Source organism: Methylorubrum aminovorans (assembly GCF_022179725.1).
GTDB classification, from domain to species: Bacteria; Pseudomonadota; Alphaproteobacteria; order Rhizobiales; family Beijerinckiaceae; genus Methylobacterium; species Methylobacterium aminovorans.
The window spans coordinates 219,215-234,444 of record NZ_BPRC01000005.1 but is presented as its reverse complement, the minus strand read 5'-3'; the positions used below and the strand labels follow the sequence as shown (position 1 = coordinate 234,444).

Below are 15,230 nucleotides of genomic sequence, written 5' to 3'. Positions count from 1 at the left end.
GAATCCCCGAACCCGCTTCAGACTTTCTCGGCGCGCTTCACCGCCTGCCAGGCGGCTTCCATGGCGGGGAGGGCGGTGTCTTCCAGGGCCTGCCCCTCGGCGGCGAGCCGGGCGGCCATGGCGGTGAAGCGGCGCTCGAACTTGAGCGTGCCGCGGCGCAGGGCCTCCTCCGGATCGACGCCGGCGTGACGGGCGAGGTTGGCGACCGAGAACAGCAGGTCGCCGATCTCCTCGAACACCGCCTCCGGCTCGCCCGCACCCAAGCTCTCCTCGACCTCGTCGGTCTCCTCGCGCACCTTGGCCAGGACCTGGGCCGCATCCGGCCAGTCGAAGCCGACGGCGGCGGCGCGTTTCGAGATCCGATCGGCCCGGGCGAGGGCGGGGAGGGCGCGGGAGACCCCGGCGAGCGGTCCCGCCGCCTCCCCCCTACCGGCCGCCGCCTTCTCCGCGCGCTCCCGCGCCTTGATCGTCTCCCAGGCCGCCTGGATCGCCGCCGGGTCGGTCGGGCGCCGCTCGGGCGGCAGGAAGGTTCCGGACGCGTCGAAGACGTGCGGGTGGCGCCGGATCAGCTTGGCGCAGATCGCCTCGGCCACGTCGTCGAAGCGGAAGGCGCCCTCCTCCTCGGCGATCCGCGCCTGGAACACGACCTGGAGCAGCAGGTCGCCGAGTTCGTCGCGCAGATCCCCCCGGTCGCCGCGTTCCACCGCATCGGCGACCTCGTAGGCCTCCTCGATCGTGTAGGGGACGATGGTCTCATAGCTTTGCGCCACGTCCCAGGCGCAGCCCCGTTCCGGATCGCGCAAGCGCGCCATCAGCGCCAGCAGCCTGTCGATCGGCGCTTCGTTCATCCATTGAGCCCCGTCCCGCATCGCAAGCCCGCCTTCGGGCAAGCCACCGCTCATAGACCGTTCGCGGCGACGGCACAGCGCCGGTTTGCTCTCTCAGAGCGGGGAGGAGAGGGGCATAGCCTGTGCAGAATTCCCTTTATTCCTTTTGAAAAGAAGCGAAAAAGCCGTCGTTCGGTTTAGCGAACGCAGCGCTACCCTCCCTAGGAAAGCTATCTGTTAAGGATTCTCAGGGAGTCAGTTCAGCAGGTTATAGGGTGTCCGAAAAAGCCTCGCTTACACCGTGGTTTAAGGGGCTTTCGCGCATCCAACTCTGCGCGAGACAGCATCGAACTCTGCGGGGCCTTGCATCGGATTCTGCGCGTTCGGTGAGGCCATCCGCATCGGATTCTGCGCGGGCCCGTACCGGATTCGGCGTGCAAAAGCGGTTTGGCCGGGGAAGAGCGGGGACAAGTCCGGGGCCAGGGGCCGGACAGGGGGCGTATTGAACTCTGCGCGGGCGGATTTGGGTCGGCCGGCTTGCGTATGGAACTCTGCGTGGCCGAAATCGGCACCACCGCCGGTCTCGACCCACGGGCCTGTGCAGGACTCTGGCCCCTAAGCGTGGATTCCCGGGAAAACTCCGAAAGGGCACGGGACTCCGCGGAGCCGAATCGTGACAGATCGGTTGCGGCCCTGAGGGTGCTTCCGACGATTCCGTCCGGAGCCGGAGGCGAGGAAGGCGAACACGACGTGACACGCAGCGGGAGGGTTTGAGGGCGCGCCATGTCGGGGCTTGAGGCCAAGATCGCCGCGATCCGCGACCCGGATCTGCTGGCGGAGCTGGAGGCGGCGCGGGGCGGGTTCCTGTTCGCGCCGATCGTCGAGCACCTGCTGTACCGCCAGCGCGAGCGCGATGCCGCCCGGGCGCAAGAGGGGGCGCAGGCCGAGGCCCGCGAGGCCATGGGCCGCGACCGCCGCCGCCGCGACGCCGTGCGCGAGGTGATCGAGAGCGAGCCCACCGGCCCGGAAAACCTCCAGCACCTGCATTCGGTGCTGGCGCTGTGCGGCCTGCCCTACCGCGATCCCGGCGACGCCCGCGACTTCGTGCGCGAATACGGCCGCAACTCGCTGAGCCTCTCGGCCGGGCGCCTCAAGAACCCGATCACCGGCGAGATGGAGCTGCAGGGCCTGCCCTACGGCCCGAAGGCCCGGCTGGTGCTCCTGCATCTCTGCACCGAGGCGGTGCGCCAGAGAAGCCCGACCATCGAGGTCGCCGACAGCCTCTCCGGCTTCATGAAGGCGATGGGGTTCGCCGTCACCGGCGGCGAGCGCGGCACCATCGGCGCCTTCAAGGAACAGCTCAACCGGCTCGCCGCCTGCTCGATGCAGCTCGGCCTGTGGGACGGGGAGGGGCAGGCCTCGACCCTCAACGTGCCCCCCTTCCGCCAGCTCGAACTCTGGCGGCGGGGCGAGGACGGCCTGGTCTGGCAGCGCACCGTCTCGTTCCACCAGGACTTCTACGACAGCCTGATCCGCCACGCCCTGCCGGTCGATATCCGCGCCGCGCGCGCCTTCTCCGGCTCGGCGCGCAAGCTCGACCTGCTGTTCTGGACCGGCTATCGCCTGCGCGCCCTGCAGCGCCCCCTGCGGCTGACCTGGGACAATCTGCACCGTCAGTTCGGCGCCGAGAACGCCAGCCTGCGCAGCTTCCGCCAAGCCTTCAAGGCAGATCTCGCCGGCCTGCTGGAGGTGTTCCCGCGGCTGCGGATCGACCTCGACGAGGGCGGCATGCTGCTCCACCCGGCCGATCCCGGCAGCCTTCTGGTGCCGCCCAAGGCCGCCCGCTCCGCGCGCGCGATAGCAGCGACGGCCCGCGCCTGACGGCGGCCCGGAATTTTCCTAATTGGAATATTCCTGATCATCAATTCAGCCTCCTACGATATAATGGAATATTCCATTGAGGGGGCTTCCGGCCCAGGGACGAGGGGCTGGTTCATTCCGTCTTGGAGCCCGTTCGACCCGCCTGTTCCGGCAGCCTGAAGTCTCCTCATGCTGAGCTGCTGCGGCAGCAGCCGCCGAAGTACGCCGCAACGCCTCTCCGGCCGCAGCAGGGCCGTGGGAACAGCCGTTCCGGGGTATTTCGAGGCTGAGCGTTCGCTCGGCACCCCAGCATCAGGAGCGGTGGTCTTTCCCTGAAACCGCGCGAACAGGCTTCATCGCCCCGGCTTGCCAGGGAAGAAACCATACGGAATGGAAAGCCCTCGCATTCCTGTTTGAGCCATGCCATGTTCCATTCCAAATGTGTTCCCTTGCTGGGAATGGATGAGCGGGAAGACCGGAATGGTCCTGTCGGAAGCCGAGGCTTTGGCGCGGCTGGAGGCGCTGCGTCGGCAGCGTGACGCGATCGAGCGGCAGATCGCCGATCTCCTGCTTTACCTCGAACTCGGCCGCCGGCTCGGCGGTCCGGCCGCGCCCGCGCCGGATGAGCGAGTGGACGCGCCCGCCCCGATCCCGGTTCCGCAACCCGCTTCGCAGCCGGTTCAGGCCCCGGCCTCTGCTCCTCCGGCTCCGCCCGCCGCCGAGCGCGCGAAACCGCCTGCGCCGGCGCTCGTCGCGCCGGACAAGGGAGAGGCCGCCCTGTCGGAGACCGTGCTCGCCCGCCGCTACGGCCGGGCAGTGATCGAGGCGGCCCTCGCCGTCCTGGAGGAGGCGGGCCGTCCGCTGCATGCCAGCGAGATCCTGGCGCGGATCACCGAGCAGGGCTTTTCCCTGCCGGGGCAGGATCCAGTGGCAGCGCTCAACACCCGGCTCTGGAAGCGCTCCGGCCCCGGCGGCCCGCTCAAGCGGCTGGGCGAGGCCGTCTACGCCCCGGCCGATGCGGAGGAAGGATAGGGCTCTCTCGTCCGCTGCTGCCCTGAAACGCGAAGAGGCGGCTCCTTCGGGAGCCGCCTCTTCGTGTGTTTCTCTCGTGAAAGCGGCGGCGCCCTCAGCGCGCGGCCGTGACGGAGCCGGTCGATTCCGCGGCCTCGCGCCGATCCAGGTTTAGTCCGAGGGCCGCGGCGGGCGGATGGGCCTGGGCGAAGGCGCTGCCGTCGCGGGCCAGGGCCTCGCCGTGGGCGAACAGCGCCTTCATGTAAGGCTGGTCGAACGGCTTCTCCGAGGTCTTGGCGAAGCGCCCGTCGATCAGGGCGATCCGGAGATCGAGGCCGGTCCGTTCGGCAAAGCCCTTCGAGAGCGCGAGTGCCGCGCGGGTCTGCGCCTTGATCGCCGCCGACATGGTGCGGCCGAGCACCGAGAGCGTGGTGCGCGAGGCCATCTGGAATTCCGGTTCGAGCCGGTTGTTGACGACGAGGTAGACCCGGTGCGTCGGCAGGCGCAGCCGCGCCTCCCCGTCCAGGGCGGCGGCGGGCGCGAGGTAGAACGGGGCCATCGCCCCGCCGTCGTCGTGCAGCTCCGCGAAGGTCTTGGTCTTGGTGCCGTCCTTGGACCCATCCTTCGCCTCGGCGGGAATCGCCACCGGCGGGAAGACGCCGGGCACGGCCGTCGAGGCGAGCACGATCGCGCGGAACAGGGCGAGCGCCCGCGGGTCGCCGGTCTCGGCGCTGCGCTGGGCGATCGCGCCCATGTCCCACAGCACCGGCCGCTCGCTGTCGACCTGCGTCGTGGCGATCAGCAGGCGGCGGCCCTTGGCATGCTCGGCCGCCACCGCCTTGAGCAGGGCCGGTGTCACCGCGCGCCCGATCCGTTCTTTCAGCGGCCAGGTGTCGGTCAGGGAATCGGGCGTGCCGCCGAACTCGAACACGTCGGCGGCCGAGATCTCGGTGTAGTTCGCGCGCAGCGCCGCGTCGGCCTTGTCGCCCAGCGTCGGCGCCGCGAAGGCGAAGGGCGCGATCAGCGCGCCGGTCGAGACGCCGGTGACGACGCCGAATTCGGGGCGGTCGCCGCGCTCCGACCAGCCGGACAGCAGGCCGGCGGCAAACGCGCCGTTCTCCCCGCCCCCGGAGAGCACCAGCCAGGGATCGGCGGCGCGCGCCGCCCCGTCGATCAGGGCCTGGAACGCGCGCACGTCGTCGCCCGCGATCCTGACCGAGGCCGGCAGGCCCGCCGGACGCGCGGTCGCGGCCTGGGCGGCGGTGTAGTCCGGCCGCTCGTCGGTGGATTTCTTCGCGGCCGGTGCGGCCAGCGCCCCCTGCGACAGGGCCAGCGCGACGAGAACGCCGGTCAGGGGTCGGCCGACCCGCCACGGGCGGATCGGCAGGGTCGGTTCATGGAACAGTTTCGGCATCGACGCACGTCTCCCGACGGTGTTCGACAGCCCGCCTCGGCCGGAAAACACGGGTCGTGGCGGTCCGTTCCGTCCTGCCGGCCCGGCGCCGAAAGCTTCGCCGGGCAAGCTTTGCCGTTTCGCGTGTCCCGCGGCCACGCTGCCGCAGGCCTCGAGACTGTCTTGGAAGCCGGGCCGCAGCTGCCAAGACAACAAACGTCTTGATGAAAACGCCTGAACCTTCGGAAATTCTCCTCCAATTCGGATCGCGGCGCAATCTTCGCTTTCGGATCACCCGCCGGCGGATGCGCCGCCTCGATCCGTGACGATTCGTGCGCAGGCGCACAATCCACCGCAGCAGGCGAAGCGCGCGGACAGGTGAAGGGGGAGGACCAAGGTCGGCTTTACGCCGGGGGGCGCCGTGCTCTAACGCCAGGGACATAAGGCGGAGGGCAGACGCCAAGCCCTTCACGAAAGGCCTTTCGCGAAGCCGGAGACCGAGAGCCGATGAAACTGCCGCGCCGCTTCTTCCAGCCGCTCGCCGCCGGTGCGCCCGAGCCGTTCCGCGACCTGCCGATCAAGCTCGAGCGGATGATCCACTTCGTGCCGCCCCACAACGAGAAGGTCCGCGCCCGCGTGCCCGAACTCGCCAAGACGGTCGACGTGGTGCTCGGCAACCTGGAGGACGCGGTGCCCGCCGACCAGAAGGAGGCGGCGCGCAACGGCTTCGTCGCGATGGCCAAGGCCACCGATTTCGCGGCTTCCGGCACCGGCCTGTGGACCCGCATCAATGCCCTGAACTCGCCCTGGATCCTCGACGACCTCTTCACCCTCGTGGCGGAAGTCGGGGACAAGCTCGACGTGGTGATGGTGCCCAAGGTCGAGGGCCCCTGGGACATCCACTACATCGACCAGTTGCTGGCCCAGCTCGAAGCGCGCCACGGCGTCAGGAAGCCGATCCTCGTCCACGCCATCCTCGAGACGGCCGAGGGCGTGGCCAATGTGGACGCCATCGCCTGCGCAAGTCCGCGCATGCACGGCATGAGCCTGGGGCCGGCCGATCTCGCGGCCTCGCGCGGCATGAAGACCACCCGCGTCGGCGGCGGCCACCCGGATTACCGCGTCCTCAGCGATCCGAAGGGCGAGGAAGCCCGCGCCTCCGCCCAGCAGGACCTGTGGCACTACACCATCGCCCGGATGGTCGATGCCTGCATGGCCAACGGCATCAAGGCGTTCTACGGCCCGTTCGGTGACTTCTCCGACTCGGCCGCCTGCGAGGTGCAGTTCCGCAACGCCTTCCTGATGGGCTGCGCCGGCGCCTGGACCCTGCATCCGAGCCAGGTGGCGCTCGCCAAGACCGTGTTCGCCCCCGATCCGGCCGAGGTGAACTTCGCCGCCCGCATCGTCGAGGCGATGCCCGACGGCACCGGCGCGGTGATGATCGACGGCAAGATGCAGGACGACGCCACCTGGAAGCAGGCCAAGGTCATCGTCGACCTCGCGCGCCTCGTGGCCGAGAAGGATCCGGATCTCGCCAAGGTCTACAATCTGCCCTGATCGTCGCGGATGGTGGCCTCGCGTTGGAACGGAAGGGGCGCGAGGCCTATCTATCGGTCATGACCCAGACCAGCATGAGAACCGCGAAATTCGGCCTCGGGGCGGTGGTCCGGCACCGGATCTATCCGTTCCGCGGCGTCGTGTTCGATGTCGACCCGGAATTCGCCAATACCGAGGAATGGTGGCTCGCCATTCCCGAGGAGGTCCGGCCGCGCAAGGACCAGCCGTTCTACCACCTGCTCGCCGAGAACGCGGACAGCGAGTACGTCGCCTACGTCTCCGAGCAGAACCTCGTGCCCGACACCTCCGGCGAGGCCCTGCGCCATGCCGGCATCCCCGAGGTGTTCGAGCGCAGCGCCGACGGCGCCTACCGCATGCGGATCGGCCACGCGAATTGACCGTCGTTCCGCCCGTCGGGCCGGAAGCGTAACGATCCCGCCGCGGAACGCTTTGTTCAACCGCGACCGCTATCAGGTGCAGCAACGTTAGAGCATCGTCCCGAAAGGTGGCCGCCGCCTTTCGGAGAAAGATGATGCAAGAACAAGAGACGAGAGCATCGCGCTGGATCCGGTATCCAGCCCGATGCTCTCGCGTTGCATGAGGTCCTGATCGCGATGGACGTGGTCACCATGCTGTTCATGAGCCTCGTGGCGGCCGCCGCCGCCGCGGGCTTTCTCGCGTTCGAGTGGCGGACCCTGCGCAACCGGGTGCTGCTGTTCTGGAGCGCCGGCTTCGCCGTCATCGTCCTCGGCAGTTCGCTGTCGCTGCTGCGCGCCTATTCCTTCCTCGTCGGGGTCTGGTTTGCCAACGGCCTGCTCGTGGTGGCTCATCTCCTGTTCCTGTTCGGCGTCGCCCGTTTCACCGGGCGCCGGGTCGCGCCGCTCTGGTGGGGCCTGCTGCTGCCCTGGGCCGGGCTCCTGATCCTGCCGGAGGGAATCGACCCCACCCCCGTCTTCGCGATCACGGGTTCCACCCTCGTCGCCCTCGTCGCGCTGAAGGCCGCCCACGGCCTGCTGTCCCGCTCGGGCGCGCCGTTCGAGGAGCGGACCGCGGCCTCGGACGGCCTCGGCTTCGTCTTCGCCATCCACGGTGCCTTCTACGCCGCCAAGGCCCTGATGGTGCCCCTGCCCGGCGCCTTCGTCAGCATCGTCGGCTTCAAGGGCGTGCTGATCCAGGTCTCGCTGGTGGAGGGCATCGTCGTCGAGGTGCTGCTCGCGCTGCTGATGGCCGCCGCCGTGCGCCGCCGCCGCGAGGAGGCGATGACGGCGCTGGCCGAGCGCGATGCCCTCACCGGCCTCTACAACCGCCGCGCCTTCGAGAGCCGGGCGCAGGCGGCGCTTGACGCCATGGCCGCGCGGCACCGGCCGGGGGCGCTGCTGCTGCTCGATATCGACCGCTTCAAGACGGTCAACGACAGCTTCGGCCACGCCGCCGGCGACCGGCTGCTGGTGGCGCTCGCGGAGGTGCTGACAGAGGTGCTCGAAGCCGGCCCGACACGGGAGGCGATCCCGGCGCGGCTCGGCGGGGACGAATTCGTGATCCTGGTGCCGGGACTGGACGAGGCGGCGGTCCAGGCGCTGGGCGCGGCGATCGGCGCCCGCATGGCCCGCGCGCGCCGCCGGGATCTGCCGGCCGGCGCCACGGTGAGCATCGGCGCTGCCCTGTTCACCGCGGGTTTGGCCAAGCCGGACCTGTCGCTCGAAACCCTGACGGCTTCGGCCGACGCGGCGCTCTACGAGGCGAAACGTCAGGGCCGGGATCGCCTCCATGTCCGCCGCCTGGTGCAGCCCGCCGCGGAACGCGGCTGCGGGCACCGCCGGGCGGACACGGCGCCGTCCCCGCTCGCCTCCGGAGAGGGCTGCTGCGCCTGAGGGCGCCGAGACCCGCTTCAAGGCTCGATCACGGCCCGACGACGAAGGGGCGCCCGCATGGTGGACGCCCCCGTCGATGACTCATACCAAATCCGGTTGATCCCTTCGGGATGGCGGCTTTGGCCGTCGCTCAAGCGCCGCGCGCTGGCTGATCCGCTCCCCGCTCTGATCAGGCGGAGACCGTACCAGTCGATTGAAAGAGAGATCGGACCGGTTCCGACCGGCGTCAGGAGATCAGGTCGAGCTTGGCCGTCTCGAAGCCGCCCGCCCGCAGGGTATCGGGCAGGGCGGAAGAATCGGGATAGCCGGCCTCGCGTGCCATGGCGTCGAGGGCGGTGCGCTCGTCGTCGGCGCTGCCGGTCCAGAGGATGGCGCCGCTGGTCTTCTGCCGGATCTGGAAGATGCTCATGGTGAACCGCCCGTCATCGAAAATCTCGTGAGGGAACAACCCAGTGAAACCGGTCCGGTTGCAGGGCCGAGGGCAGGAAGAACTGATTCGAGCACCGTTCCCGCTTGTGGAGGCAGACGAAAGCTTCGCTCCCGCCGCGCAAAACACGATGATGCTTCGGCGCAACGGCGCCGGCTGGCGCGGCCCCGGCGATCGGGCTCGCCACGAAATCGCCGGTTGCTGCACGGAAGCAGGCTGCGGCGCATCGGCGCGCTCGTAAGGCGATTCGCGATGTCGATCCGTTCTCTGTCCCGTTCCGTCGCGGTCCTGCTGACCGCTGCCTGCCTCGCTTGGCCCGTTTGGCTACCGGCGCGTGCCGCCGAGGCCCCGCCCGCCTCTTCCGTACCCGATCCGGCCGCGCTGCTCCCTGCGGTGAGCGTGGTGCCGGCCGAGCGGCGGGAGATCGTCGAGCGGGCGGTGGTGACCGGGACGCTGGTGCCCCGCGACGAGATCCTCGTCGCCCCCGAGGTCGAGGGCCTGCGCATCGTCGCGCTGCTGGTCGAGGAGGGCGACCGGGTCGAGCGCGGCGCGGTGCTGGCGCGGCTCTCGCTGGAGATGATCGAGACGCAGGAGGCCGCCAACCTCGCCGCCACCGCGAAGGCCGAGGCCGCCATCATCCAGGCGCGGAGCCAGATCGTCCAGGCGCAGGCCGTCCAGACCGAGGCGCGCCAGGCCCTGGAGCGGGCGCAGGCGCTGGTGAGGACCGGCAACGCCACCGCCGTCACCCTGGAGCAGCGGGTCTCGGCGGCGCAGGGCGCCGACGGCCGGCTCGACGCGGCCCGCGCTGGGCTGGCGCTCGCCGAGGCGGATCTCGCCGCGGCGCGGGCGCAAGGCCGCGAGATCGGCCTGCGCCGGGCCCGCACCGAGATCCGCGCCCCGGAGGCCGGCATCGTCAGCCGCCGCACGGCGCGGGTCGGCGCTACCGCGAGCGCGCTCGGCGAGCCGCTGTTCCGCCTGATCGCCCGCGGCGAGATCGAGCTGGAGGGCGAGGTTCCCGAATTCGCCCTGCCGCGGCTCAAGGTCGATGCCCCGGCCCGCCTCGAATGGGAGGACGGGCGCGTCACGCCCGGCGCCGTGCGCCGGGTCTATCCGGAGGTCGACCGGGCGACCCGCCTCGGCCGGGTCCGCATCCGCCTCGACGCCGATCCGGCGCTGCATATCGGCGCCTTCGCCCGCGGCCGGGTCGAGGTCGCCCGGCGCGAGGGCGTGGGGGTGCCGCTTGCCGCCGTGCTCTACGCCGCCGACGGCTCGGCCAGCGTGCTCGCCGTCGCGGACGGCCGCGTCTCCGCCCGCCGGGTCGAGACCGGCCTCTCGGCCGAGGGGTTTACCGAAATCCGCTCCGGCCTCGCGGCGGGAGAGGCCGTGGTCGCCCGCGCCGGCTCGTTCCTGCGCGACGGCGACCGGGTGCGGCCCGTGCTCCCCGCCGGCCCCCAGGCCGCGGCCGGGACTCGCTGAGGATCATCGCATGCGCCTCAACGTCTCGGCCTGGGCGATCCGCAAGCCGATCCCCTCCCTCGTGCTGTTCCTCGTGCTGATCGTGCTCGGCCTCGTCAGCTTCCGGTCCCTGCCGATCACGCGGTTTCCCAACATCGACATCCCGATCGTCTCGGTGACGATCACGCAATCGGGCGCCGCACCTGCCGAACTGCAGACCCAGGTCACGAAATGGGTCGAGGATTCGGTGGCCGGGGTGAAGGGGGTCAAGCACATCCTCTCGACCATCTCGGAGGGCGCCTCGATCACCACGATCGAGTTCCGCCTGGAGGTGAACCAGGACCGCGCCGTCAACGACGTGAAGGATGCGATCTCGAAGATCCGCATCAACCTGCCGCGCACCATCGACGAGCCGATCATCAGCCGCGTCGAGATCGCCGGCCTGCCGATCATGATCTACGGCGCCTCGGCGCCGGCCATGACGCCGGAGGACCTGTCGTGGTTCGTCGACGACGTGGTCGCCCGCCAGCTCCAGGGGGTGAAGGGGGTGGGCGGCGTCGAGCGGCTCGGGGGCGTCGCCCGCGAGATCCGCGTAACCCTGAAACCCGACCGGCTGCTCGCACTCGGCATCACCGCCGCGGACGTGAACCGGCAATTGCGCCTCACCTCCGCCGACATGGCGGGCGGGCGCGGCGAGCTCGCCGGCGGCGAGCAGTCGATCCGCACACTCGGTGCCTCGGCGAGCCTGGAGACGCTGGGGGCCACCTCCATCGTCGTGCCGGGCGGGCGCAAGGTCCGCCTCGACGAGCTGGCGAGCCTGATGGACGCGGCCGAGGAGCCGCGCACCTTCGCCCGCTTCAACGGCGAACCGGTGGTGGGCTTCGCCATCTCCCGGGCGATGGGGGCGAGCGACGCCGAGGTCGCGGTCGCCGTGGCCCGACGCATCGAGACGCTGCACGCCGAGAATCCGGGCGTGCGCTTCGACCTGATCGACACCAGCGTCGTCAACACCATCGGCAACTACCATTCGGCGATGATCGGCCTGTTGGAGGGCGCTGCTCTCGCGGTGATCGTGGTGTTCCTGTTCCTGAGGGACTGGCGCGCCACCCTGATCGCGGCGGTGGCGCTGCCGCTCTCGGTGCTGCCGACCTTCTGGGTGATGAGCGCGCTCGGCTTCTCGCTCAACGCGGTCAGCCTGCTCGCGATCACGCTCGTGACCGGCATCCTCGTCGACGACGCCATCGTCGAGATCGAGAACATCGTCCGCCACATGCGGATGGGCAAATCCGCCTACCGCGCCGCGCTCGAGGCCGCCGACGAGATCGGGCTCGCGGTGATCGCCATCACCGCGACCATCATCGCGATCTTCGCCCCCGTCTCCTTCATGCCCGGCATTGCCGGCCAGTACTTCAAGCAGTTCGGGCTCACCATCGCGGCGGCGGTGTTCATCTCGCTCCTCGTCGCGCGCCTGATCACGCCGCTGCTCGCCGCCTACTTCCTGCGCGATCACGGCCCGGACCACACGCACGAGGGCCCGGTGATGCGGGCCTATACCCGCCTCGTGGCGTGGTCGGTGCGGCACAAGTACCTGACGCTGATCCTGGGCCTCGCCTGCTTTGCCGGCTCGATCGCCTCGACCCGGCTCCTGCCCGCGGGCTTCATCCCGGCGGAGGACGCCGCGCGCACGATGTTCGTGGTCGAACTGCCCCCCGGCGCCCGTCTCGACGACACCAGCCGCGTCTCCGACCGCATCGTCGAGACCCTGCGGACGATGCCCGAGGTCCGGAGCGTCTTCGTCGATGGGGGGCGCCAGCTTCCGGGCAAGAAGGAGGTGCGGCTGGCGAGCCTCACCGTGAACCTCGTGCCCAAGAGCGAGCGGTCGCTGACCCAGAAGCAGGTCGATCTCAAGATCTCAAACGTCCTGCGCCAAGTACCCGACATCCGCTTCTGGTCGCTGCAGGAGGGCGGGCAGCGGGAATTCGCGCTGATCGTGTCGGGGCCCGACAAGACGGTGGTGGCCGACGTCGCAGCCCGGCTCCAGCGCGAGGCCGCGGGCGTGCCCCACCTCGTCAACGTGATGTCGACCGCGCCGCTCGACCGCACCGAGATCCGCATCACCCCCAAGGCCGGCGTCGCCGCCGACCTCGGCGTCTCGACCGACGTCATCGCCGAGACGGTGCGGGTCGGCACCATCGGCGACATCGCCGCCAACCTCGCCAAGTTCAATGCCAAGGACCGGCAGGTCCCGATCCGGGTGATGCTGCCGGAACGCCTGCGCGGGCAACTGCCGGAGATCGCGAGCCTGAAGGTGCCGGTGAAGGCCGGCGCGGCGGTGCCGCTCGCCACCGTGGCCGACCTGACACTCGGGCGCGGCCCGACCGCCATCGAGCGCTACGACCGCACGGTGCGCGTCGCCGTCGAGGGCGACCTTCAGGGCTCGGACGCGCTCGGCTCGATCATCGAGCAGGTGATGGCGCTCCCCGCCGCCACGAACCTTCCCGAGGGCGTCACCATCCGCCAGACGGGCGATGCCGAGGTGATGGGCGAGGTGTTCGAGGGCTTCGCGCTCGCCATGGGCGCCGGGCTGATGATGGTGTTCGGGGTCCTCGTTCTGCTGTTCGGCAACTTCCTCCAGCCGCTCACCATCCTGTTCTCGCTGCCGCTCTCCATCGGCGGGGCGATCCTCGGGCTCTTGATCTTCCACATGCCGATCTCGATGCCGGTGGTCATCGGCATCCTGATGCTGATGGGCGTGGTGACCAAGAACGCGATCATGCTGGTCGATTTCGCCATCGAGGAGATGGCCCGCGGCGTCGATCGCGTCACCGCCATCGTCGATGCCGGCCGCAAGCGGGCGCGACCCATCGTGATGACCACCATCGCCATGGCGGCCGGCATGGTGCCCTCGGCGATGGCGCTCGGCATCGGCGGCGAGTTCCGCGCGCCGATGGCGGTGGCGGTGATCGGCGGTCTGATCGTCTCGACCGGCCTGTCGCTCGTGTTCGTGCCGGCGATCTTCCTGCTGGTCGACGACCTGTCGCGGCTGTTCGTGCGCCTGTTCGGCCGCTTCGTCGGCGAGGCCGACGAGCCGGAGGCGGGGCAGGGCGGAGGGGAGGAGGAGGCCTATCGTCCGGGCCCGCCGGCCAACCTTGGCGGGCTCGACCGGAGGCCGACCGCCGCCGAGTGATCCCGTTCGTGCGAGGCGCGGAATCGGCAATGCAAACAGATCGAACGAATTGTATCAGTGCTGGTCCGGGTGGGTGGCCGTTTTCGGACGGCAATCGGAGTGACGCCCCGAGATGGAATAGGGAGACGAAAACGGGGTTGTCTTGAGATAAATTGGTGAAACAGGGGGCTAGAGTATCGTTTCAGGCCTCACCTCCGAAGCGAAGCACGGTGAAGTTTCATGGAGGCTACATCTGCGTCGGCAATCAGGCTATGCATTGCTCGAATACGCTCGGGTTGTATGACCGGGAGAGCGCGAAGCTTTTTGCAACACTTTTGATGTATCCGGGCCAAGACACCGCTTCGCGTCCACCACGGGCCTTGCGGCCGATGGATGACCGATGCGGGAACCGCGAGACCGAGACGGGCGCCAAGACGCGAGCCAACGGCGCCGGGACGAACGCCCCGAGGATGTCGTCGTCCTCGTCTCGGATCGTCGCGAGCGGGCGGAGCGTCTGTCCCGCGGCATTGCCCTCGTCCTGCCCTGCCGCGTGATCGAGCCCGGCGCGGGCTTGCCGGCCGGCCGGCCCCTCGCCTTCGTTGTCGATCTCGCCACCGACCTCTCCGCGGACCGGGCCGATGATCGGAGTCGCGCCTGGATGACCTGGCTTGCCAGGAACATCCGCGAGAGCGGGCTGCCCTGCCTCTATCTCGCCCGCGGCAACGCGGCCCAGGATGCGGCGGCGGCGGCCTTGCTCGGTGCGCCGACGGTGATCGATCCGCGCCAATCCGCCGGCATCGTCCCGACGCTTCAACGCCTCGTCGCCCAGGGGAAGGCGAGGGGCGGGCGCGCCACGGCCCGCGGCGGCGTGCCCGCGGCGGCCGGCGGGCCCCCCGAGATGCGGGTGGAGCGGGCCACCGCCCTCGTCACCGATCTGTTCGACAGCGCCGCCGCCGGCCGGCCGCCGGCTCCCGCGGAGGCCGAGGAGGGCACGCAGATCGTGCTCGACACGGTCTCCGAGATCGGCATCCGCGCCTGGCTCGACCTCGTCTGGCGCCACGACATCCAGGTCTACCAGCACTCCTTGAGCGTGGCGGGCTTCGCCGCCGCCTTCGCCGCCGAACTCGGATTCTCCCGATCCGACCGGCAGCGCCTGGCCAAGGCCGCGCTCCTGCACGATGTCGGCAAGGCGCTGATCCCCCAGGCCATCCTCAACAAGCCGGGCCCGCTCACGGTCGAAGAGATGGCGGTGATGCGCACCCACGCCGCGCTCGGCGCCGACCTGCTGGCCAGGGAGGCCACGTTCGGGTCCGACATCCTCGACGTCGTACGCTACCATCACGAGCGCCTCGACGGGTCCGGCTACCCGGAGGGTCTGAGGGGCGCGCAGATCGGTGACCTCGTGCGGCTCGTGGCGATCTGCGACGTGCATTCGGCCCTGACCGAGCGCCGGGTCTACCGCCCGCCGCTGTCCGCCGCCGAGGCCGCCGCGATCATGGATGCTCAGGCCGGCCAGCTCGATCCCGACCTGCTGCGGGTCTACCGCCCGATCATCGCCCGCGCCGGGGGCGCCGCCGGCGGACCCTCCGTGCTGGGCTGATCCCAGGGTTTCCAAAGGGATCATCCCTTTGGCGGGGCGCCGGGGTGGAGCCTCTGCATTCTT

General features: G+C 70.1%; 11 protein-coding genes. 8 read left to right on the top strand and 3 right to left on the bottom strand.

Features of this window, described 5'->3' with window-relative positions; genetic code table 11:
• Nucleotides 1-17: 17 nt before the first annotated feature.
• Nucleotides 18-848, bottom strand: coding sequence for a nucleoside triphosphate pyrophosphohydrolase (gene mazG / locus MFF24_RS10230; protein ID WP_238224382.1), 831 nt, complete (start codon nt 846-848; stop codon nt 18-20).
• A 762-nt stretch (nt 849-1,610) separates the two neighbouring features.
• Here mazG and MFF24_RS10225 point away from each other — a divergent pair.
• The gene (locus tag MFF24_RS10225) at nt 1,611-2,708 is read left to right on the top strand and encodes a replication protein RepA (protein ID WP_238224381.1); all 1,098 of its coding nucleotides are present in this window, start codon (nt 1,611-1,613) and stop codon (nt 2,706-2,708) included.
• Nucleotides 2,709-3,167: 459 nt separating this feature from the next.
• On the top strand, nt 3,168-3,719 hold the full coding sequence (locus MFF24_RS10220; RefSeq protein WP_238224421.1) for a winged helix-turn-helix domain-containing protein: 552 nt from the start codon (nt 3,168-3,170) through the stop codon (nt 3,717-3,719).
• Between the two features lie 94 nt (nt 3,720-3,813).
• Here MFF24_RS10220 and MFF24_RS10215 read toward each other — a convergent pair whose 3' ends face one another.
• Complete coding sequence (locus MFF24_RS10215) at nt 3,814-5,112, bottom strand: patatin-like phospholipase family protein (RefSeq protein WP_238224380.1); 1,299 nt, start codon at nt 5,110-5,112, stop codon at nt 3,814-3,816.
• Nucleotides 5,113-5,598: 486 nt separating this feature from the next.
• Here MFF24_RS10215 and MFF24_RS10210 point away from each other — a divergent pair, with 486 nt between their 5' ends.
• From MFF24_RS10210 to MFF24_RS10200, 3 genes are all read left to right on the top strand, one after another.
• Nucleotides 5,599-6,648, top strand: coding sequence for an HpcH/HpaI aldolase/citrate lyase family protein (locus tag MFF24_RS10210; RefSeq protein WP_238224379.1), 1,050 nt, complete (start codon nt 5,599-5,601; stop codon nt 6,646-6,648).
• Between the two features lie 59 nt (nt 6,649-6,707).
• Nucleotides 6,708-7,046 (top strand): heat shock protein HspQ, encoded by a 339-nt coding sequence (gene hspQ / locus MFF24_RS10205; protein WP_231344020.1) that lies wholly within the window; start codon nt 6,708-6,710, stop codon nt 7,044-7,046.
• A 195-nt stretch (nt 7,047-7,241) separates the two neighbouring features.
• Nucleotides 7,242-8,519, top strand: a complete 1,278-nt coding sequence (locus MFF24_RS10200) for a GGDEF domain-containing protein (protein WP_238224377.1) — start codon at nt 7,242-7,244, stop codon at nt 8,517-8,519.
• Between the two features lie 226 nt (nt 8,520-8,745).
• Here the strand turns inward: MFF24_RS10200 and MFF24_RS10195 are convergent, their stop codons facing one another.
• Nucleotides 8,746-8,928, bottom strand: a complete 183-nt coding sequence (locus MFF24_RS10195) for a hypothetical protein (RefSeq protein WP_108941668.1) — start codon at nt 8,926-8,928, stop codon at nt 8,746-8,748.
• Nucleotides 8,929-9,198: 270 nt separating this feature from the next.
• Between MFF24_RS10195 and MFF24_RS10190 the strand changes: the two genes are divergently transcribed.
• The 3 genes from MFF24_RS10190 to MFF24_RS10180 all read left to right on the top strand — a co-directional run bounded on the left by MFF24_RS10190 (nt 9,199) and on the right by MFF24_RS10180 (nt 15,167).
• Entirely contained in the window at nt 9,199-10,422 is a 1,224-nt protein-coding gene (locus MFF24_RS10190) for an efflux RND transporter periplasmic adaptor subunit (protein WP_238224375.1), read from the top strand.
• Nucleotides 10,423-10,432: 10 nt separating this feature from the next.
• The gene (locus MFF24_RS10185; protein WP_238224373.1) at nt 10,433-13,588 is read left to right on the top strand and encodes an efflux RND transporter permease subunit; all 3,156 of its coding nucleotides are present in this window, start codon (nt 10,433-10,435) and stop codon (nt 13,586-13,588) included.
• Between the two features lie 379 nt (nt 13,589-13,967).
• Nucleotides 13,968-15,167, top strand: coding sequence for an HD-GYP domain-containing protein (locus MFF24_RS10180; protein ID WP_238224371.1), 1,200 nt, complete (start codon nt 13,968-13,970; stop codon nt 15,165-15,167).
• Nucleotides 15,168-15,230 lie beyond the last annotated feature (63 nt).